Raw genomic sequence first — 19,359 nt, forward strand, 5'->3', positions numbered from 1 at the left:
GTAACCTGACACAGCACAAAAAGAACAACGCCCGGCAGTTGCCAGGCGTTGAAAACTTTTTAGATTAGCGACCAGAGATCGGCGGGACGAACACTACGCCCATATCCCACGGCTGCTCAATCCAGGTATCCTGAGGGATATCAACAACATAATCATTCACCAGCGGGCGACCAGCCGGCTTAGCGAAGATAGTGACGAAATGTGCTTTAGGATACATTTCGCGGATCGCAACGGCGGTACCACCGGTGTCAACCAGGTCATCAATTACGATGAAACCTTCACCGTCGCCTTCGGCACGCTTCAGCACTTTCAGTTCGCGCTGGTTGTCGTGATCGTAGCTGGAGATGCATACGGTATCGACATGACGAATACCCAATTCACGCGCCAGCAATGCGCCCGGCACCAGACCACCACGGCTAACGGCAATAATGCCTTTCCATTGTTCAGAAGGCATCAGGCGGCTTGCCAGTTTACGTGCATGGATCTGCAACATGTCCCAGGTGACGACGTATTTTTCGCTCATGTGAAGTGTCCCAGCCTGTTTATCTACGGCTTAAAAAGTGTTCGAGGGGGAAATAGGTTGCGCGAGATTATAGAGATCTGACGCACTAAAAACCAGTGTTTCGCGGAATCCGCGCCTCTTTTTGCATGCTTTATGCTAGCCGTCAGCGGAGAAAGTGGTATTCTCAATCGCATCGCGCAAGCCTGACTTGTGGTGTTTTTAATTCTGCTAACCCCGTGGCCTGCAAGCAAGTTTTGTAGGACATCGCCAAGGAGACTCAACGTGTCTGAACTGTCTCAATTATCCCCGCAACCGCTATGGGATATTTTTGCCAAAATCTGTTCTATTCCTCATCCGTCCTATCATGAAGAGCAACTCGCTGAACACATTCTGAGCTGGGCCCAAGAGAAAGGTTTCCACGTCGAGCGCGATCAAGTCGGTAATATCCTGATTCGCAAACCCGCTACCGCAGGCATGGAAAACCGCAAGCCGGTCGTTCTGCAGGCGCACCTGGATATGGTCCCGCAGAAAAACAACGACACCGTGCATGACTTCACTAAAGATCCTATCCAGCCTTATATTGACGGCGAATGGGTGAAAGCCCGCGGCACCACGCTGGGTGCGGATAACGGCATCGGTATGGCGTCTGCGCTGGCCGTTCTGGCTGATGACAGCGTAGTACACGGTCCGCTGGAAGTGCTGCTGACCATGACCGAAGAAGCGGGTATGGATGGCGCGTTTGGTCTGCAGGCTAACTGGCTGCAGGCAGATATCCTGATCAACACCGACTCAGAAGAAGAAGGTGAGATCTACATGGGTTGCGCAGGCGGTATCGACTTTACCTCTAACCTGCCGCTGTCCCGTGAAGCAATCCCGGCTGGATTCCAGAGCTTTAAGCTGACGTTAAAAGGCCTGAAAGGCGGTCACTCCGGCGGCGAAATCCACGTGGGTCTCGGTAACGCGAACAAACTGCTGGTACGCTTCCTGGCGGGCCACGCTGAAGAGCTGGATCTGCGTCTGGTTGATTTCAACGGCGGTACGCTGCGTAACGCAATTCCGCGTGAAGCCTTTGCCACACTCGCCGTGGCTGCAGATAAAGTTGATGCGTTAAAAGCGCTGGTCAACACCTATCAGGAAATCCTGAAAAACGAACTGGAAGCCAAAGAGAAGAACCTGGCTCTGCTGCTGGATGCCGTAACTCAAGACAAAGCCGCGCTGACCGCTCAGTCTCGCGACAGCTTTGTGCGTCTGCTGAACGCCACCCCGAACGGTGTAATCCGCAACTCTGACGTCGCCAAAGGCGTGGTAGAGACCTCTCTGAACGTCGGCGTTGTCACCATGACTGACGACAACGTTGAAATTCACTGCCTGATCCGTTCCCTGATCGACAGCGGTAAAGACTACGTGGTGAGCATGCTGGATTCACTGGGTAAACTGGCTGGCGCGAAAACCCAGGCAAAAGGCGGATACCCAGGCTGGCAGCCGGATGCTAACTCTCCGGTTATGCACCTGGTTCGTGAAACCTATCAGCGTCTGTTCAACAAAACGCCGAATATCCAGATCATCCACGCTGGTCTGGAATGTGGTCTGTTCAAGAAACCGTATCCAGATATGGACATGGTTTCCATCGGGCCAACTATCACCGGTCCGCACTCCCCGGATGAGCAGGTTCATATCGAAAGCGTCGGCCATTACTGGACGCTGCTGACTGAACTGCTGAAGTCTATTCCGGCGAAGTAAGATTCTGCGCTAAATGCCGGATGACGCTACGTTTATCTGGCCTACATGCTGATTTGTAGGCCGGATAAAGTTGTTACGCAGCCATCTGGCCTGCACGCTGGTTCGTAGGCCGGATAAGGCGTTTACGCCGACATCCGGCAATTGTTCTGAGTCACAGCCCCAACAGTAGCTGTCTTTCCATTTGTGGATCCAGCAGCGTGACGTGTAATCCCACCAGCCTGACACCTCGCCCTCCCCTACGCTCGTCCCAGGTCTTGCGCGCTGTCGTAATTAAGTCATCTTTATTTAAGCGCGGCCAGACGTGCTCCTGCGTAGTCTGCTGAAAATCATTAAACTTGAGTTTTATCCCCTGGCGAGCGATCAGCAGATCCGGCTTTACCTTTGCCAGACGCCGTTCCAGTTCGGGATAGAGCCGTTCAATTATCGCCTCACACTCCGACCACTCGTGAATATCTTCCGCCAGCGTACGCTCCACGCCGACGGATTTACGCAGCCTGTCGTTGTTGACGTCCCGCTCGTCAATCCCCTGACTGCGCTCCCACAGCACGCGACCAAACTTGCCGAAGCGTTTAAGCAGCATTGCCAGGTCGTATTTTTGAACATCTTCGCAGGTACGTAATCCCATTGATTCCAGCTTAGCGGCGGAGACTTTGCCAACGCCGGGAATTTTGCCTAACGGTAATGTTCTGAGAAATTCAGGAACATCGGCAGGGGTAATCACATATTGCCCATTGGGTTTGTTGAGATCGGAAGCTATTTTTGCCAGAAATTTTACCGGCGCAATTCCGGCAGAGGCGGTTAACTGTAACTCGTTAAAAATTGTCTGACGGATTTCCTGAGCGATCAGCGTAGCTGAGCCGTGGCAGTGGGTGCTGTCGGTCACATCCAGATAGGCTTCATCCAGCGAAAGGGGTTCTATCAGCGAGGTATAGCGGGAGAAAATAGCCTGAATCTGGCGGGAGGCTTCTTTATAGGCCTCGTAACGACCAGGTAATAAAGTGAGATGCGGACACAGCTTTAATGCCATTCCCGTTGGCATTGCGCTACGCACGCCAAATTTGCGCGCCGGGTAATTGGCCGTGCTGATGACCCCCCGACGTTCACGACTGCCGCCAATAGCAATGGGAATGTCGCGCAGGGCTGGATTATCACGCATTTCCACTGCCGCGAAAAAGCAGTCCATATCGACATGTATGATTTTACGCATCGTTTGTCTCCCACATCACTGTTTAAGTATACAGTATTTTTATGTTGTGAGAAGTCTGGTTGTACCTAATGCTGGGCCGTTCCAGACCCATTATCCATCCAGCACGAATAAGACCCAATGAAGCGCAGTAACCAGCAAAATACGCCAGTGTCTGACTGCCTTTAAGCGCAATTTTCCGTATAAAGAAAAACTAAAGTGTAAACGCCGCACGAGAGACTTGCGAAAAACTCTCTTGGTGCTAATGTGAGCGCTCCAGATCCAGATTTATCCGATTTGGGGATTCTTTTTGCCGTCCTGGCGTGTGTGATCGTTTTATCAAGGAATAAGCAGTATGCGTAAAATCGCATTTTTTCTTGCGATGCTTTTATTGCCGTGCGTTTCATTTGCCGGTTTGCTGAGCAGCAGCAGCCCGACTACGCCTGTCAGCAAAGAATATAAGCAGCAATTAATGGGCTCCCCCGTTTATATCCAGATCTTCAAAGAAGAGCGAACCTTGGATCTGTACGTCAAGATGGGCGAACAGTATCAATTGCTCGACAGTTATAAGATCTGTAATTATTCCGGTGGCTTAGGTCCGAAGCAGCGTCAGGGTGATTTCAAAAGTCCGGAAGGGTTTTACAGCGTTCAGCGTGGACAGCTGAAACCAGATAGTCGCTTCTATAAAGCGATTAACATTGGTTTCCCTAATGCCTATGACCGCGCACACGGTTATGAAGGTAAGTACCTGATGATCCACGGTGCCTGTGTTTCCGTCGGCTGCTACGCAATGACCGACAACGGCATTGATGAGATTTTCCAGTTTGTGACAGGTGCTCTGGTGTTCGGGCAGTCCAGCGTACAGGTTAGCATTTACCCGTTCCGCATGACCGATGCCAACATGCAGCGCCATAAGTTCTCGTATTACAAAGATTTCTGGGCCCAGTTAAAGCCGGGATACGATTACTTTGAACAAACACGTAAACCACCGACCGTCTCCGTCATCGATGGTCGTTACGTCGTCAGCAAGCCGTTGAGTCACGAAGTGGTTCAGCCGCAACTGGCATCAAACTACACGCTCCCCGAGACAAAATAATGCCCACTCGCCTGGCATAATCTTTTGCCAGGTTTCATTGCCTGTTAACGGTTGAGTGGCAATCACGGTGACCACATCATTGGGTGTGGTCTCTGAGCTAAAATCGATTTCCACGTCCTGATCCAGCAATGTCGCCACGCCAAACGGCGCACGACGCGTGATCCAAAACAGGTTGGTCGAACAGAAGGCCATCACATAGCGTCCGTCAGACAACAGCATGTTGAAGACGCCCTTCTCCCGCAGCTCTCCTGCCAGCATTGCGATATATTTGAACACTGCCGTCATATTGCCAGGCGTGCGCGGATAACGCTCCGTCAGCTTGTGGAGCAGCCAGCAGAAAGCTTTTTCGCTGTCGGTTTCCCCGACCGGGCGGAAATTTCCGGTTTCCAGCGATTTATAGCCACTGAGCTGTCCATTATGAGCATAGGTCCAGTTGCGTCCCCACAGTTCGCGGGTAAAGGGATGGGTATTTTCCAACGCCACTTCGCCACGGTTCGCCTGACGAATATGGGCAATCACGGAACAGGATTTGATGGGGTAGTCTTGTACCAGTTTGGCGATAGGCGAATTAAAGCTGGGTTGCGGATCTTTAAACGTACGGCAGCCCTTACCTTCATAAAACGTAATACCCCAGCCGTCTTTGTGCGGCCCGGTCCCTCCGCCGCGCTGAACCAGTCCGGTGAAGCTAAAGCAGATATCGGTTGGCACATTGGCGCTCATCCCGAGCAGTTCGCACATACATCACCTACCTTAAAACCGTGAACTGCCGGATGGCGCTGCGCTTATCAGGCCTACGTGGCGCTCATGTAGGCCTGATAAGGCTTCAGCCACCATCCGGCAATCGTCTTCTTATGGTTTAACCATCTCTTTTTCGATCAGCTGGATCAGGATATGGATCACTTTGATATGAATTTCCTGAATACGGTCAGCGTAGCCAAAGTGCGGCACTCGAATTTCGATATCCGCGCTACCCGCCATTTTTCCGCCATCTTTACCGGTCAGGGTGATCACTTTCATCCCTTTCTCACGCGCTGCGGCAATCGCTTTAATTACGTTACCGGAATTACCCGAAGTCGAGATGCCTAGCAGGACATCACCTTCACGACCCACGGCTTCTACGTAGCGAGAGAACACATAATCGTAACCAAAATCGTTGCTGACGCAGGAGATATGGCTAACGTCAGAGATAGCGATAGCAGGGTAACCAGGACGGTTTTCACGATAGCGTCCGGTCAGCTCTTCAGCAAAGTGCATCGCGTCGCAATGGGAACCGCCGTTACCGCAAGAAAGCACCTTTCCGCCCGCTTTAAAGCTGTCTGCCAACAGGACCGCCGCGCGCTGAATGGCGTGAATATTGGCGTCATCTTTAAGAAAATTAGCCAGCGTTTCCGCCGCTTCGCTCAGTTCGTTACGAATAAGATCCTGGTACATGAGGATATCCTTCAGCATGAATGTAAATGACAAGATGCAGTGTACCGGATAGCGCTACCAGCGAGAAGTCCAAGCCACAGGAATGGTCATAATGACTGCAAGTGAATCATGCAAGGAGAATATTTTATCTTTGAACAGGGTTACGTTCACCTTATGTTCATCGCTACTCTGATATCGCTATTTACGTGAACGTGCAAGGGTGGCTCACCGCCACCACCCTTGCAACCCGGGCTCCCGGCGGGAAAATCGTCGCTATGCGATTCATTCGTCTTATTCCGTCTGCCTTTCGGGTCGGGGCCGAGCCTGCATCCCTGCAGGCCATCCCCTCCGTCCGCATCCCTGCGGACGACCCCGGTCAGCCGTCAACGCCTCATCAATTTTCAGCCGGACCGAGGGTATCGCTTCAACTCTCTTAATTTCAGGTGTTTCTGTTTCGCTGTTTGAAAAAACGGCGGCGATGATCAGGTGTGGGCTGGTCCGGCTGAAAATTGCCGACGTGTTTCCGTAAGGCCGGGAGAGCCAGCATGGATGCTGGCTCAGGGCGCGTTTTGCAGGGACGCTACCTCGCGCCCGGCCCGGTAGCCTGAAGGAATAAGCGGAGGGTATTGCGCAGCAACAATTTTCCCGCCAGGAGCCGGGATTGTTAAGGGTGCAGCGATAGCACCCTTAACACGTTCACAAATATTGGTGCTGCAGAGTGGCGATAAACGCAAAGTGAACGGAACAATTTCTCAGAATTAACACGTTCATTACCTTAACAACGCATGTTGATATTTCCTACTACAGAAAATTATCCAGACAGGAATGGCTACGGCTTTTGATTTTTTGTGCCGGTTAAAACAGCAACAATGTGAGCTTTGTTGTAATTATTTTGTAAACACATTGCTAAAAGAATTTACATCCACTACAACCATATCATCACAAGTGGTCAGACCTCCTACAAGCAAGGGAGCTTTTCGTTATGATGATTTTGAGTATTATCGCTACGGTTGTTCTGCTCAGCGTTCTGTTTTATCACCGCGTGAGCTTATTCCTCAGCAGTTTAATTTTGCTCGCCTGGACGGCTGCGCTTGGCGTGGCTGGCCTGTGGTCAGTCTGGCTGCTGGTTCCTCTGGCCATTATCCTCGTGCCGTTTAACTTTACGCCGATGCGCAAATCCATGATCTCTGCGCCGGTGTTCCGCAGTTTCCGTAAAGTCATGCCACCGATGTCGCGTACTGAGAAAGAAGCGATTGATGCCGGTACAACCTGGTGGGAAGGTGACCTGTTCCAGGGCAAGCCTGACTGGAAAAAACTGCATAACTATCCTCAACCGCATCTGACCGCTGAAGAACAGGCGTTTATTGATGGTCCAGTGGAAGAAGCGTGCCGCATGGCGAACGACTTCCAGATCACTCACGAACTCGCGGATCTGCCGCCGGAACTGTGGGCATATCTGAAAGAACACCGCTTCTTCGCGATGATCATTAAGAAAGAGTACGGCGGGCTGGAATTCTCAGCATATGCTCAGGCTCGCGTTCTGCAGAAACTCTCCGGCGTTTCCGGGATCCTGGCGATCACCGTTGGCGTACCTAACTCATTAGGCCCAGGCGAACTGCTGCAACATTACGGCACCGAAGAGCAGAAAAATCATTACCTGCCGCGTCTGGCTCGCGGTCAGGAAATCCCATGTTTTGCTCTGACCAGCCCGGAAGCAGGCTCCGACGCAGGGGCGATCCCTGATACCGGCGTGGTTTGTATGGGCGACTGGCAGGGCCAACAGGTGCTGGGTATGCGCCTGACCTGGAACAAACGTTATATTACGCTGGCGCCTATCGCCACGGTACTGGGTCTGGCATTTAAACTCTCTGATCCGGAAAAACTGCTGGGTGGTGAAGAAGATCTCGGTATTACCTGTGCGCTGATCCCAACCTCAACGCCGGGTGTACAAATTGGGCGTCGTCACTTCCCGCTGAACGTGCCGTTCCAGAACGGTCCGACCCTCGGTAAAGATGTGTTTGTACCGATTGATTACATCATCGGTGGTCCGAAAATGGCCGGTCAGGGCTGGCGCATGCTGGTGGAATGTCTGTCTGTAGGACGTGGTATTACCCTGCCGTCTAACTCGACGGGCGGCGTGAAATCGGTCGCAATGGCCACCGGCGCGTATGCGCACATTCGTCGCCAGTTCAAAATCTCCATCGGCAAGATGGAAGGTATTGAAGAGCCGTTGGCACGTATTGCCGGTAACGCATACGTGATGGACGCTGCGGCATCACTGATTACCTACGGCATTATGCTGGGTGAAAAACCGGCGGTGCTGTCGGCTATCGTGAAATATCACTGTACCCACCGCGGGCAGCAGTCAATCATCGATGCTATGGATATCACTGGCGGTAAAGGCATTATGCTTGGCGAAAGCAACTTCCTCGCCCGCGCTTATCAGGGCGCGCCTATCGCCATTACCGTTGAAGGTGCCAACATTCTGACCCGTAGCATGATGATCTTCGGTCAGGGTGCGATTCGCTGCCATCCGTATGTTCTGGAAGAAATGGCTGCGGCACAGAGTAACGATGTGAATGCGTTCGACAAGCTGCTGTTCAAACACATCGGTCACGTTGGCAGTAACAAAGTGCGCAGCTTCTGGCTTGGTCTGACTCGTGGCTTAACCAGCAGCACGCCAACCGGCGATGCGACCAAACGTTACTACCAGCACCTGAACCGTTTGAGCGCCAACCTGGCCCTGCTTTCAGATGTGTCCATGGCCGTACTGGGCGGTAGCCTGAAGCGTCGTGAACGTATCTCCGCGCGTCTGGGCGATGTGTTAAGTCAGCTGTATCTGGCCTCTGCGGTACTGAAACGTTATGACGATGAAGGCCGTAATGAAGCGGACCTGCCGTTGGTTCACTGGGGCGTTCAGGATGCGTTGTACAAAGCGGAACAGGCGATGGACGATCTGCTGAAAAACTTCCCGAACCGTCTGGTCGCGGGCTTGCTGAACGTGGTTATCTTCCCGACCGGTCGCCACTACGACGCACCGTCTGACAAGCTGGACCATAAAGTCGCGAAGATTTTGCAGGTTCCGAGTGCTACTCGTTCTCGTATTGGTCGCGGTCAATATCTGACGCCAAGCGAGCATAACCCGGTTGGTTTGCTGGAAGAGGCGCTGCTGGATGTCATTGCAGCCGACCCTATCCACCAGCGGATCTGTAAAGAGTTGGGTAAAAACCTGCCATTTACCCGTCTCGACGAACTGGCGCACAATGCGCTGGCGAAAGGGCTGATTGATAAAGATGAAGCCGCGATTCTGGTGAAAGCCGAAGCGAGTCGCCTGCGCAGTATCAACGTGGATGACTTTGAACCCGAGGAGCTGGCGACTCAGCCGGTAAAGCTGCCAGAGAAAGTGCGTAAAGTCGAAGCCGCATAACGATATACGCACAACGTTTAGCCCCGCTTAATGCGGGGCTTTTTATTGCCACATTTTCATTAATGCTCATGCTACAGTGTCAAAATGTTGTTCAACGAGGAGCCTCGATCGTGCCTGGTTTGAAAATTACTCTGCTGCAACAACCCTTGATCTGGATGGATGGCCCGGCCAATCTGCGCCATTTTGACCGACAACTGGAAACCGTCGCCGGACGTGATGTCATCGTGTTGCCCGAGATGTTTACCAGCGGATTTGCCATGGAAGCGGCAAATAAATCGTTGCCGCAAGAAGAAGTCGTAAGCTGGATGCGCGTCAAGGCGCAACAGACCAACGCCCTGATCGCGGGCAGCGCAGCTATCCAGTCTGAACGCGGCCCGGTAAACCGCTTTTTTCTGGTTGAGCCCGAAGGTAATGTGCATTTCTACGACAAGCGCCATCTGTTCCGCATGGCGGACGAGCATCAGCATTACCATGCAGGTGACGCGCGCGTTATTGTTGAATGGCGCGGCTGGCGCATTCTGCCGTTGGTCTGTTATGACCTGCGTTTTCCGGTCTGGTCGCGTAATCGCAACGATTACGACCTGGCGTTGTATGTTGCCAATTGGCCTGCGCCGCGTTCGCTGCACTGGCAGCTTCTGCTTGCCGCACGGGCGATTGAGAACCAGGCTTATGTAGCAGGATGTAACCGCGTGGGCACAGACGGTAACGGCCATCATTATCGCGGTGACAGCCGGGTGATTAATCCGCAGGGTGAGATTATTGCCACCGCCGAGCCGCATCAGGCCACACGCATTGACGCCGAACTGTCACTCTCAGCGCTGCGCGAGTATCGCGAGAAGTTTCCCGCCTGGCAGGACGCCGACCCGTTCACGCTATAACTATCGCCTTCACTCCCGCTGCACTACGTTTCTTGTGGCGGGATTGTTTCACTCCGTAACCAACCGCAAAACAAATTCGCGTGGCGACATGCGGTGAGCATCGTATCCTGCAAAGGATAATCACTCGTAACCAGCGAGTGGCAGACAATGTCGATAATTTCCTTATCAGGATTTCAATAATGAAGAACTTCTTACGCATGACTTTGCTGGCGGCTACCTTAGCGGGCGCTTCTTTTAGTACGCTTGCAGCAAACGTATCCAATGTTCCTGCTCCAGCTCAGGACCCGGTCGTTCAGCATCTTAAGCTGACCAACGACCAGGTGGCGCAGATTAAAAAACTGCACCAGCAGCTTGAAACCAACGTAAGCCAGATTTCGGTGAAAGATGTTAAAGACGGCGCGTTGATTGACGTCATCAAGTCCGGGAAATGGGATGAAGCTGCCGTTCAGAAACAGCTTTCTGCGTTCAGCAACATCGAACAGCAGGCGCGTTATTATCGCGTAAAATACTATTTTGACCTGAACAAAGTGCTGACCCCAGAACAGCGCCAGCAGGTGCAAAAAGATATCGCACAGACGCTGAGCGAGTAATTGTCAGAGCCTGAGTCAGCAATGATTCAGGCTTTTCGGTAAAATTTCCTGCTCAAACAGAAAGCCCTGCACAGCATCTGCGCCGCTCATACGGCAAATGGCATAATCCTGTGGCGTTTCTACTCCCTCAATGACAACCCGTTCACCCAGCCCACGAAATTGATTGACCAGAACCCTCAACTGCCACTCCGATGTTCTGAACTGATGAAACATTCCGCTTTCAATTTTGATGGCATCGAAACGGATGCCCGACAGCCGCCAGACAAAAAATAGCTCAGGCGAAACATCATCCAGCCACACGCGAAACCCGTGACGCACCAGCGTTTTTACGGCAATGCATACGGCCTGCTGCTCTGCCTTATCCAGGCGCATCATCGAGCCCGGATCCTGAATTTCAATAACAATCCTCCCCTGATGCACCTGCTTTGTGAGACGTGTGATCCATGACAGACTGGTCAGCATCCTGACGGATAAATTCAGCGAATAGCTTCCAGAGAGGGCCAGCACCCGCTGCATTTGCCATAGAAAAAGCTGCTGTTTTGCCGCAATGGAAAGGTGCTTGAAAAACAGATCCAGTGGGAGCGGTGTGCGTACCTGGCTTAACACCTCACAGACATCCAGCGATGCGTCATCAAAAAAATGAATGCGCTGCAAACGGATCCCGGTGATCCGCAGCAGTTCGGCGTTGCGGGGAAGTTCTGGCACATAACGGGCCTGTTCACTGAATCTGTTCATATCATTCCATTATTTTATTAAAAGGACGTCGTGCATCCTGCAGCCACGGGATACGGCGATCGTTTGGGTATATCAGGCAAAAGCGCGTCGCCAGACGATGCGCCTCGACCAGGTCGCGCTGTTGCAACGCCAGTAAGATTTGCGTGAAGGAGACATTAGGGTCTGGGTGAACGCGCACATAATCAGGTGCCCAGCGGCGAACCGCTTCCAGCCAACGTGCGTCCCGGGTACGCTGATACCGTTGCAGATACCCCATCTGGACATCAAACCGATAGCGACTTGTAAGAAGCCAGCCTCCTACAGGGAGCGGTTCGGCAAGATGCCACTGCGTTGACTGCCTCTCCGCCAGCGTCAATTGCTGTTGCGTGTGCAGCGTGAGAAGCAGCAATGGCGCGACAGTCAGTAACGAGATAAACCCTGCCGCGCGAATCAGCGACGTCGACGTAAGCGCCAGGCGTATTCCCGTTCGCGCGCTGTCTGCACATCGAAGCAACAGGATCAACAGCAGCCAGTGTGGCGTTGACTGCCTAACGGGGTATTCCGTCAACATATGAATAACCACCGGCAGTGCCGCCACCAGGCAGGCGCGACGCCAGCAATTACCGTGCAGCCAGAGCCATAAACCACCCGCTATAAAACAGAGTGCCCCTGCCAGCCCAACCAGACCGCCCTCCACCAACCACAGCACAAGTTCGTTGTGCGGATGCGAAATGCTGCCCAGCCCCAATGGCCCCGCGCGTTCGAGAAACACGGCAGCAAAACTGCCCACGCCCCACCCCATCCACGGACGTTCGGCAAATAATGCCAGCGACGTTTTCAACACCGTCCAGCGCACTTGAGAAGTCGTCAGATGATCGACCGTGACCACAGACAAAAAATGGCGGGCCGTGGCCCCTATCGCTACGCCTAACGCCAGCGGCAGTAGAAGCAGCAGCAGCGTGCGCCGTTGCGCCGGGAAAACCGCCAGCAGCAGCACTTCACCGATTACCAGAGACAGGTAGCCGGTTTGCGACTGAGATTCATGCAGCACAAATCCCATCATTACCAGGCCTATCCCAATGGCAATTCGATACCCGCGGTGCAGACGTAAAAAGAGCGGTGCTGACAGCAGCACACCGCATGCCGTGAAGCTGGCTATCAGGTTGACCTGCTGAAATATCCCGTAGGGTCGCGTACCGCGCCGCCAGGCAAACTCCCAGTATTCAACGCCCGGCAAATGCCAGTACTGATAGACAAACGCCAGACATTCAATGACGCACGCTCCCCATAGTAGAGCCAGCAGTGCCGTTAGGGTGTTTGCCGTGAGCGGAATTTGTAATGTGACCAGATAGACGCTCACACCGCCCAGTAACGCCCCCGCCACCAGCAGTGCCTCGGCCTGCCAGACATCAGGCGTTAGCAGGCAAAGCAACGTCAGGATGAACGCCCCGACTGTAAAACACGCAGCGGGCACAGTGATGCGCCAGCGTTGACGAGGCACCAGCATCAATACGCTTGCAGCCAGTACAACAGCGTAGATCCAGCTCGTAATATTAAGCGGCAACGACAGGCCGCTGCCGCCGTTGTTCGGCCAGTAGAGATGCATGGCCCCACACCAGAAAAACAGACTAATACCGAGCAATAATTTCTGCGCAGGCAGCGGCGCAATGCGATTCAGTACGTTCATCATGCTACTGGTAGTTCAACGTCCAGGTCCCGCTGGCGCTGAACGGACCGTATTCGAGAGACTGATTTTTTATCGCCGATGGCTCCGCTGCGACCCACGCCAAGAAATTCAGCGTCATCGAACCTTCTGTTATCTCTTTGACTGACGTGCTCTCATCAAGGCGGATTGCCGTGCCGTCCTCTTCGCTCATCCCAATCCCGATCCCTGACGCACCGCCTTGTTCACTGCTATCCAGCGCCAGATGATCGGTCAGCTCCGCATCCTCACGACCGCTGAAGGTAACCGAGATCCCACGGAAAACCTCCGGGTTGCAGTCGCGTAACTGGATGCTGAATTTTTCCGGCTTACTGCGCCCCGAGAGATAGAGATCCTGTGTCGCGATTTGCTTGAAATCGACCTCGATTTTGTCGCCTCCCGGTGCAAGGCTGCAGGCCAGGGCTCTGATTGTGCCGTGAAAATACATATCGCCGCCGACCAGTTTGGTGTCGGCCTGCGCCATGCCACCTAGCAGTAACATACTGGTCGCGAATAACGCCGAGAATCTCATGACATCCCCCTACTGAAACTGCGCGACAACGGTGGCAGAGGCTTCAAATTCACCTTCTTTCACACTTCCCACGCCCGGCTTTGCCACCGGTGCGGCGGTGAGATTCCAGTCGCCCTGATTCTGGTAAAACCCCTTCACGTTGTAGAATTGATTGGGCACGACGGTGCCACCACTCTCGTCTTTAAGCATAATGCCGAGATCGTCGCGCTTTTGTCCGCCGCTCAGCGTGCCAAGGAGATTACCGTTAAACCCCGCCGTGCCTGACGCCGTGGTCGTTTGTATACCAAGATTAATGTTCAGCGCACCCTGATCGAAGCTCCCGCCTTCACAGACAACATGTATAGGGACTGACTTGCTGTAGTTAGTGCCGTTGAGCCGGGCAGCGGATCCAGGCAGATCGCCAAACTCAATGCTGATTTTGTCTCCCCGGTTGAAGGTGCATTTGTCCGGGACGGTAATCAGCCCGGATTTAATCACCACGCGAGAAATCGCCGTGGTTGGCGTAGGTCCCGCGCTTCCCATACGCCCGGCCACCTCCACCAGCGACTGGGAAGTGATATTGATGCCATTGATAATGGGTTTAGTGACAATAAACGTCACTTTCCCTTTTGAACCACTTTCAACGTTAGTCGCTCGCGTGTAGCCCTTACGCTTTTTACAGCTGTTGTTGCTGTTGCGGTTTGAAACGTTGGTAAAAGGCGCCTGCACATATTTTTTATAGCCCCCGGCAACCCACACCTGAACTTCCACATCCAGATACTCGTTTAGCCGAAAACGGTTCGCCCCCTGATTTGAAGGCGGCATCGTGGTTGTGGTGGTGTAGTAAATTGGTGCTCGGGAGATGTCAGCCTGTTCGCAATAGAAATTCACCACATACCAGCCACCCAGATTCCATGGGAACGGCTCCGTTCTGCCACCCACGTGGTTTTTGCTGACATCCAGCGAATTCAGTTCAATATCGTACTGATGCGGCGACCCACCTTCCGGCTCACCTTCTCCCTGTGTAAATGCCTGCCCGGCCAACGGACAGCCTGCCAGCACCACCCACAACAGCGTTTTACGTAATACGCTCATAGATACTCCAGCTTGAGTCTGACCAGACCGTTAAATTCTCCGGCGGTCACCTCTCGCCCAAAAGATTCCAGCGCGGCAAGAAAATGAATGGCGTTATCGCCCGGTTTGAGGATCCACATGCGTTGCGGTTGGTTCAGGTGGATTAACTGATTACGTTCAGTCAGTAGCCGGATGCCCGCGCCGCGAACATCACCACGAATGCGCCCCAAATCGCTGTTTTCCGGTGCGCCTTCAGCCATTAGCGTCATCGAAACACCACGCTCCACCGTGCTGTGCGCAAGCTCAGGCATCTCACTGGTCTGCCCGGGGAAATCCCTTAAGGTATGACCGGAGCCCTTTAAACAGCCATTCAGATACAGCGTGACCAATACCGGATCGCTGCGATCGCCGCCCTGGCGAAATCGGCCGGCGGAAATATCACCAAGATCGATAGTCTGATCGCGGGAGGCCATATCCAGCACGCATGGCGAAACGAACACCCGACCATGAAAGCGGACGTTGCCATACTCGCCGGACACATTGCTCATATCCTGGCGACCGCTTGTGGCCTGAACCGAGCAGGCCATGCCCGCCATCAGCAGAGCGCAAAGCATCTTTTTCATTTACGAATCCTGTTACCGGGGCTGTTGCTCCATCGGCAATGCTTTACACACATTGCCTGTGCAGCTGAATTTCAATTCGGGATGACCGCCAAAATCGTTCACATACATCATGCTGAACTGGCTAACGCTGCCGTCGGCCACGCTGAAATCGAGAGAGGACTTTGGTGAAACCATAATCCCAGGGAAGTCAGTCAGCCTGTCGCCGCCCTGCGCTTCAGGCTTGCGGCTTAAGCCGATTAAGGTAACGAAGTACGGCGTTGGGTTATCCACACTCCAGCGCTGCCCCTGCTTATGAAAGACCAGTTGGTTTTGCCACACGGCGCCCGGTGTTTCCGGCACGATGGCGGTCGGACGGTAGAACAGTTTGATGCGCGACTGCATCGCCAGTTGCAGCACGTTCGGCTTATCCGGCTTGGGCGGAATTTCACGCACGTTCAGGTAGAACAGACTTTCGCGATCCTGCGGCAAAGCGTTAATACCGCTGGTTTTTGTCACACGCGCAATGCCCTTTTGCCCGCCGTTAATCCGTTGTAGCGGCGGTAAAACCATCAACGGCGAGGTAATTTTTGTTCCATTGGCGTCTTCCACCCACGACTGAGCCAGAAACGGAATGCTCGGACTGGTGTTGGTTAAGTTCGCACTGACAGATCGCGCATCACCGGTGATAATCAGACGGGTACGGTCAAGTGCAATGCCCGCCCATGAGGCGTTGATCTCTGCAATAAAAAGCAGACCGCAGACCACGGGTTTGAGCCAACGCTGCACGGAGTAAAATGCTTGATTTTTCATGACAAAATTCATTCAGGTTATTGATATTATTCACAAGGCAACAGCACGTTACCTTCCGGGTTGATTTGTTGCGGCACCTGTAAGTGACACTGCGCGCGACCGCCCCAGGCAACAGAAAGACGCTCGGCTGGATTCACACCCGCAATCCAGGCCATGCCGTTTTCCATCACCATGGCGACGCTGACACCGTTGGCGTTAAACACTTCGGCACCAAACGGCGGTACCGAACCATCTTTCAGGCGCAGCAGCGCCATCATTTTTTGCCCCTGCGCCACGGCAAAGCGCTGATAACCAATCGCGCCTTCCGTCAGGGTGTTGGTGACGATGGCTTTGGTCGCGGAAATGTCCTCGTCCATTGCATCCACATCGATACGGGTATCAAAGCTGTGATAGCTGACGACGTCCGGTACGACGGCAATACCAAAGCGGTTTGAGTGCGCCTGTTCGCCGTTCAGCGGTACATTCGCCACACCGTCGGTATCAACCATCACCCTGGCGGTATTCATCGACGCCTGGCTGTTGTGTAGTGCCGCACCATGACGCGTTGCGGTAAAGCCGCCGCGCATCGTGCCGCCAACGGAGAAATAACGTGATTGCTGCCAGCTGACGTTAGATTCCAGTTCCGCCATCATGCTGCGATGCTTGTAGTAGCCATCAAACGCGGTGTGCCCTTCACCGGAAACCCCTGCGCGCAGTCGCCATGGATTGTTACGGTCGCGGTTATCGGAATACGAAACCATCTGACTGGTCTGGCTGCCGCTGTTTTGCACTTCATAATCCATTGAGCGGCCATCGCTCCATGGCACCGAAATGGACAGCGAAAGGCTGTCGTCCCGTTTGCCCTGATACTCAGAGCGGTAAGCGGCAAGGTTGGCGCTGATCCCCTGAATGCCTGCGAACGAAAAGCTGTGCCCCATCGACATCCCGTAACGATCCTGAGAGCCACGATCCCAGTAATTCTGGTGGGTATAGGTCAGGTACAGCGTGGTCGCTAATTGCGGGTCGTCAGCAAAAAAGGTCTTGTTACCGGTGATGGTGTACATCTCTTTTTCGTTGCCGGCGCTGTTGTTATTTTCATACTGCTCGTCGAGGAACTGCGAGAAGGTGCGGAAGTTACGCTGTGAAAAACGGTAACCGGCAAAGGTGATGGCGCTGTTGTATTCATCAAAGGTTTTGGCATAACTGAGCTTAAAGGACATCCCTTTTTGTTCAGCCTGATGCTTCACCCGGCTCACGGATTGCGTCGCATCAGCCGACAGCGCGCCCAGCCAGCTCAAATCCCGCCCAATCCCCATCGACCAGGCGTTATAGCGATCGCCAGTCAGTAACGCGCCACCGTACAGTGACCACGCATTGCTGACCCCCCATGAAAAATCACCGCTATAAAATGCAGGTCCCTGGACGTCGTGGTTATAACGCGATGGCTTACCGACGGCGGCGTTGTAACGAACATAGCCCGGGCGCGTCAGATAAGGGATATCGGCCGTATTGACCTGAAAGGTTTGTACGCTGCCATCCTGCTCTTCGACGCGAACATCCAGCGTGCCGCGTACCGAGCCGTGTAGATCCTGAATATTAAATGGCCCCGCAGGAACGGTGGTTTGATAGATAACACGCCCCTGCTGACTGACGGTGACCTTCGCATTACTGCGGGCGATGCCGTGCACTTCGGGCGCGTAGCCCTGCAAATTCGGTGGTAGCATGCGCTCGTCGCTGGCGAGGTTAGCCCCGGTAAATCGCACTGAATCAAACACCTGGGAATTCAGATATATTTCACCGACCGTCAGTTTTGCAGCCTGCATCGGTAACGGGCGATAGGCATAGATCTGATCCCAGTCTATACGCCCACGATTTTCATCTGAAGCATAATTGGCCTGATACTGGCCACGAAAGCGCCACGCGCCGAGGTTAAAGCCCGTCTGTCCGTAACCAGACAGTGAGCGGTAATGATCGCCACCTTGTTCGTAATGTGTGGCCTGGCCCGAAACGCTGTAGTCGAAAATCAGTCCCGCGACGCCGTTATCCCAGCGCTCCGGCGGCGTCCAGTCTGGATCGGTATATTTCATCCATGCCTGAGGCACGGTAATGTCCAGTACGCCTGCGCTATTATTCAGCACCACACCCGGCAGGCGGGAAATGTCATAGCAGGTCGCGCTAATCGGATGAATATAGGTCAGCGCCTCTTCTTTGAGCGCCAGTAATTCGAGCTGTTGCGGCATCAGGCACGCCATGGATTTATGCGAGTTGGCAGGATCAACGATATAACGGATCGACTGCTGAGGAATCTCCTGGCTGTTAATACGAACATCCAGCAGATATTCTCCGGGAGTCACAAAGTTGCCTTCGGAAAAACGCTGTAAATCGACATTTTGTCTGTCACTGGCATCCAGGACGTCAGTATTAAATTCAATAGACTCATCCGCTTCAGCCCATGAAGAGGCACAGACCAGAGCAATTAAAAGCGCCAGACGTTTTTTATCTGTTTTCAGCGTGATCATTTTCGTTCGCAAACCTTCAGATACCCGAATTGCTGTGCAGCTCAGAGATAATTCACAACAAAATGCGTGACTGCAGTAAATTCACCAGACGTCATTCTTCCGTCGCGGGAGATCAAATAAGCCGTAAAATTGAGCGTGTTTTTCCCTGGGTTAAGCGCATAATCCGGTGATGGCTCACCCAAATGAATTTGCTTGCCTTTGCCGTCATATATTTCTATCGCTAAATTTTCAGTTTCCGATTGCACGCTCAGATAATCAGGATTGTCACTATCCGGTGCGCCGGAAAAGGTAATATTGGCGCGTTGGAACAGATTCCCGGGGTGTTGAGAATCCCCTAATGAACATCCCAGCAAATGAATGCTGAAATCATGCGCAGATACTTTTTCAGGTTTTCCGGAAATATCTCTGGCTGAGAGGTCATCAAATTCAACCAGCAGCGACCGGTCGCGTGGATCGACATAACAGGCAGCCTCAATAATATTTCCCCGCATGCGCATTTTGCCGGGCGTACTGACAAGACGATGGGTGTCAGCCAAAACCCATGCAGGCGATATGAAGATAAAAAGCAGTAAAATACGCCATCCAGGCATCACCGCATTTCCTTTCAGTTATTCGCAGGAAG

17 protein-coding genes are annotated in these 19,359 nt (G+C 53.2%); 5 read left to right on the forward strand and 12 right to left on the reverse strand.

Features of this window, described 5'->3' with window-relative positions; all coding sequences use genetic code 11:
- Positions 1-64: 64 nt before the first annotated feature.
- Positions 65-523: a xanthine phosphoribosyltransferase gene (gpt, locus tag OGX83_RS14015; protein ID WP_003031380.1), complete on the reverse strand. Its 459-nt coding sequence runs from the start codon at positions 521-523 to the stop codon at positions 65-67.
- A 261-nt stretch (positions 524-784) separates the two neighbouring features.
- Here gpt and pepD point away from each other — a divergent pair, with 261 nt between their 5' ends.
- A complete protein-coding gene (pepD, locus tag OGX83_RS14020) occupies positions 785-2,242 on the forward strand; it encodes a cytosol nonspecific dipeptidase (RefSeq protein ID WP_008783788.1) in 1,458 nt (485 codons plus the stop codon).
- 151 nt (positions 2,243-2,393) lie between these two features.
- On the opposite strand, the gene dinB is transcribed toward pepD, so the two are convergent.
- The gene (gene dinB / locus OGX83_RS14025; protein WP_003830824.1) at positions 2,394-3,449 is read right to left on the reverse strand and encodes a DNA polymerase IV; all 1,056 of its coding nucleotides are present in this window, start codon (positions 3,447-3,449) and stop codon (positions 2,394-2,396) included.
- 331 nt (positions 3,450-3,780) lie between these two features.
- Between dinB and dpaA the strand changes: the two genes are divergently transcribed.
- Positions 3,781-4,521 carry a peptidoglycan meso-diaminopimelic acid protein amidase gene (dpaA, locus tag OGX83_RS14030; protein WP_167820216.1) on the forward strand — a complete coding sequence of 247 codons (741 nt, stop codon included), beginning with the start codon at positions 3,781-3,783 and terminating at the stop codon, positions 4,519-4,521.
- On the opposite strand, the gene OGX83_RS14035 is transcribed toward dpaA, so the two are convergent.
- Together OGX83_RS14035 and lpcA are read right to left on the reverse strand one after the other, a co-directional pair.
- Positions 4,492-5,259 carry a class II glutamine amidotransferase gene (locus tag OGX83_RS14035; protein ID WP_003031388.1) on the reverse strand — a complete coding sequence of 256 codons (768 nt, stop codon included), beginning with the start codon at positions 5,257-5,259 and terminating at the stop codon, positions 4,492-4,494. The genes dpaA and OGX83_RS14035 overlap by 30 nt on opposite strands.
- A gap of 111 nt (positions 5,260-5,370) precedes the next feature.
- Positions 5,371-5,952 carry a D-sedoheptulose 7-phosphate isomerase gene (gene lpcA, locus OGX83_RS14040; RefSeq protein ID WP_003031390.1) on the reverse strand — a complete coding sequence of 194 codons (582 nt, stop codon included), beginning with the start codon at positions 5,950-5,952 and terminating at the stop codon, positions 5,371-5,373.
- Positions 5,953-6,913: 961 nt separating this feature from the next.
- Here lpcA and fadE point away from each other — a divergent pair.
- From fadE to OGX83_RS14055, 3 genes are all read left to right on the forward strand, one after another.
- Entirely contained in the window at positions 6,914-9,358 is a 2,445-nt protein-coding gene (fadE, locus tag OGX83_RS14045; protein ID WP_267449262.1) for an acyl-CoA dehydrogenase FadE, read from the forward strand.
- A 110-nt stretch (positions 9,359-9,468) separates the two neighbouring features.
- A complete protein-coding gene (locus tag OGX83_RS14050) occupies positions 9,469-10,236 on the forward strand; it encodes an amidohydrolase (protein ID WP_267449261.1) in 768 nt (255 codons plus the stop codon).
- 179 nt (positions 10,237-10,415) lie between these two features.
- Positions 10,416-10,826, forward strand: coding sequence for a Spy/CpxP family protein refolding chaperone (locus OGX83_RS14055; RefSeq protein ID WP_003830819.1), 411 nt, complete (start codon positions 10,416-10,418; stop codon positions 10,824-10,826).
- Positions 10,827-10,841: 15 nt separating this feature from the next.
- Here the strand turns inward: OGX83_RS14055 and OGX83_RS14060 are convergent, their stop codons facing one another.
- Genes OGX83_RS14060 through OGX83_RS14095 form a run of 8 tightly spaced genes read right to left on the reverse strand, consistent with a single transcriptional unit; the run spans position 10,842 to position 19,327 of the window.
- Positions 10,842-11,561, reverse strand: coding sequence for an EAL domain-containing protein (locus OGX83_RS14060; RefSeq protein WP_032942423.1), 720 nt, complete (start codon positions 11,559-11,561; stop codon positions 10,842-10,844).
- A 1-nt stretch (position 11,562) separates the two neighbouring features.
- The gene (locus OGX83_RS14065) at positions 11,563-13,230 is read right to left on the reverse strand and encodes an O-antigen ligase family protein (protein ID WP_286588325.1); all 1,668 of its coding nucleotides are present in this window, start codon (positions 13,228-13,230) and stop codon (positions 11,563-11,565) included.
- A 1-nt stretch (position 13,231) separates the two neighbouring features.
- Positions 13,232-13,774: a fimbrial protein gene (locus OGX83_RS14070; RefSeq protein ID WP_003830815.1), complete on the reverse strand. Its 543-nt coding sequence runs from the start codon at positions 13,772-13,774 to the stop codon at positions 13,232-13,234.
- Between the two features lie 9 nt (positions 13,775-13,783).
- Entirely contained in the window at positions 13,784-14,848 is a 1,065-nt protein-coding gene (locus OGX83_RS14075; RefSeq protein ID WP_191226400.1) for a fimbrial protein, read from the reverse strand.
- The gene (locus OGX83_RS14080) at positions 14,845-15,450 is read right to left on the reverse strand and encodes a fimbrial protein (RefSeq protein WP_032942421.1); all 606 of its coding nucleotides are present in this window, start codon (positions 15,448-15,450) and stop codon (positions 14,845-14,847) included. Before OGX83_RS14080 ends, OGX83_RS14075 begins: the two co-directional genes overlap by 4 nt.
- Before the next feature lie 12 nt (positions 15,451-15,462).
- The gene (locus OGX83_RS14085; protein ID WP_100247262.1) at positions 15,463-16,239 is read right to left on the reverse strand and encodes a fimbrial biogenesis chaperone; all 777 of its coding nucleotides are present in this window, start codon (positions 16,237-16,239) and stop codon (positions 15,463-15,465) included.
- A 26-nt stretch (positions 16,240-16,265) separates the two neighbouring features.
- Positions 16,266-18,737, reverse strand: coding sequence for a fimbria/pilus outer membrane usher protein (locus OGX83_RS14090; RefSeq protein ID WP_286588327.1), 2,472 nt, complete (start codon positions 18,735-18,737; stop codon positions 16,266-16,268).
- A gap of 41 nt (positions 18,738-18,778) precedes the next feature.
- The gene (locus OGX83_RS14095; protein WP_020996612.1) at positions 18,779-19,327 is read right to left on the reverse strand and encodes a fimbrial protein; all 549 of its coding nucleotides are present in this window, start codon (positions 19,325-19,327) and stop codon (positions 18,779-18,781) included.
- Positions 19,328-19,359 lie beyond the last annotated feature (32 nt).

It is taken from the genome of Citrobacter sp. Cpo074, assembly GCF_030332745.1.
Classification (GTDB): Bacteria; Pseudomonadota; Gammaproteobacteria; order Enterobacterales; family Enterobacteriaceae; genus Citrobacter; species Citrobacter portucalensis.

Excerpts from the sequence above, each read along its gene's own strand:
- OGX83_RS14090 (WP_286588327.1), bottom strand. The coding sequence starts at position 18,737 with ATGATCACGCTGAAAACAGATAAAAAACGTCTGGCGCTTTTAATTGCT.
- lpcA (WP_003031390.1), bottom strand. The coding sequence starts at position 5,952 with ATGTACCAGGATCTTATTCGTAACGAACTGAGCGAAGCGGCGGAAACG.
- OGX83_RS14055 (WP_003830819.1), top strand. The coding sequence starts at position 10,416 with ATGAAGAACTTCTTACGCATGACTTTGCTGGCGGCTACCTTAGCGGGC.
- dinB (WP_003830824.1), bottom strand. The coding sequence starts at position 3,449 with ATGCGTAAAATCATACATGTCGATATGGACTGCTTTTTCGCGGCAGTG.
- OGX83_RS14075 (WP_191226400.1), bottom strand. The coding sequence starts at position 14,848 with ATGAGCGTATTACGTAAAACGCTGTTGTGGGTGGTGCTGGCAGGCTGT.
- gpt (WP_003031380.1), bottom strand. The coding sequence starts at position 523 with ATGAGCGAAAAATACGTCGTCACCTGGGACATGTTGCAGATCCATGCA.
- OGX83_RS14070 (WP_003830815.1), bottom strand. The coding sequence starts at position 13,774 with ATGAGATTCTCGGCGTTATTCGCGACCAGTATGTTACTGCTAGGTGGC.
- OGX83_RS14035 (WP_003031388.1), bottom strand. The coding sequence starts at position 5,259 with ATGTGCGAACTGCTCGGGATGAGCGCCAATGTGCCAACCGATATCTGC.
- fadE (WP_267449262.1), top strand. The coding sequence starts at position 6,914 with ATGATGATTTTGAGTATTATCGCTACGGTTGTTCTGCTCAGCGTTCTG.
- OGX83_RS14080 (WP_032942421.1), bottom strand. The coding sequence starts at position 15,450 with ATGAAAAAGATGCTTTGCGCTCTGCTGATGGCGGGCATGGCCTGCTCG.
- OGX83_RS14060 (WP_032942423.1), bottom strand. The coding sequence starts at position 11,561 with ATGAACAGATTCAGTGAACAGGCCCGTTATGTGCCAGAACTTCCCCGC.
- OGX83_RS14095 (WP_020996612.1), bottom strand. The coding sequence starts at position 19,327 with ATGCCTGGATGGCGTATTTTACTGCTTTTTATCTTCATATCGCCTGCA.
- OGX83_RS14085 (WP_100247262.1), bottom strand. The coding sequence starts at position 16,239 with ATGAAAAATCAAGCATTTTACTCCGTGCAGCGTTGGCTCAAACCCGTG.
- OGX83_RS14065 (WP_286588325.1), bottom strand. The coding sequence starts at position 13,230 with ATGATGAACGTACTGAATCGCATTGCGCCGCTGCCTGCGCAGAAATTA.
- dpaA (WP_167820216.1), top strand. The coding sequence starts at position 3,781 with ATGCGTAAAATCGCATTTTTTCTTGCGATGCTTTTATTGCCGTGCGTT.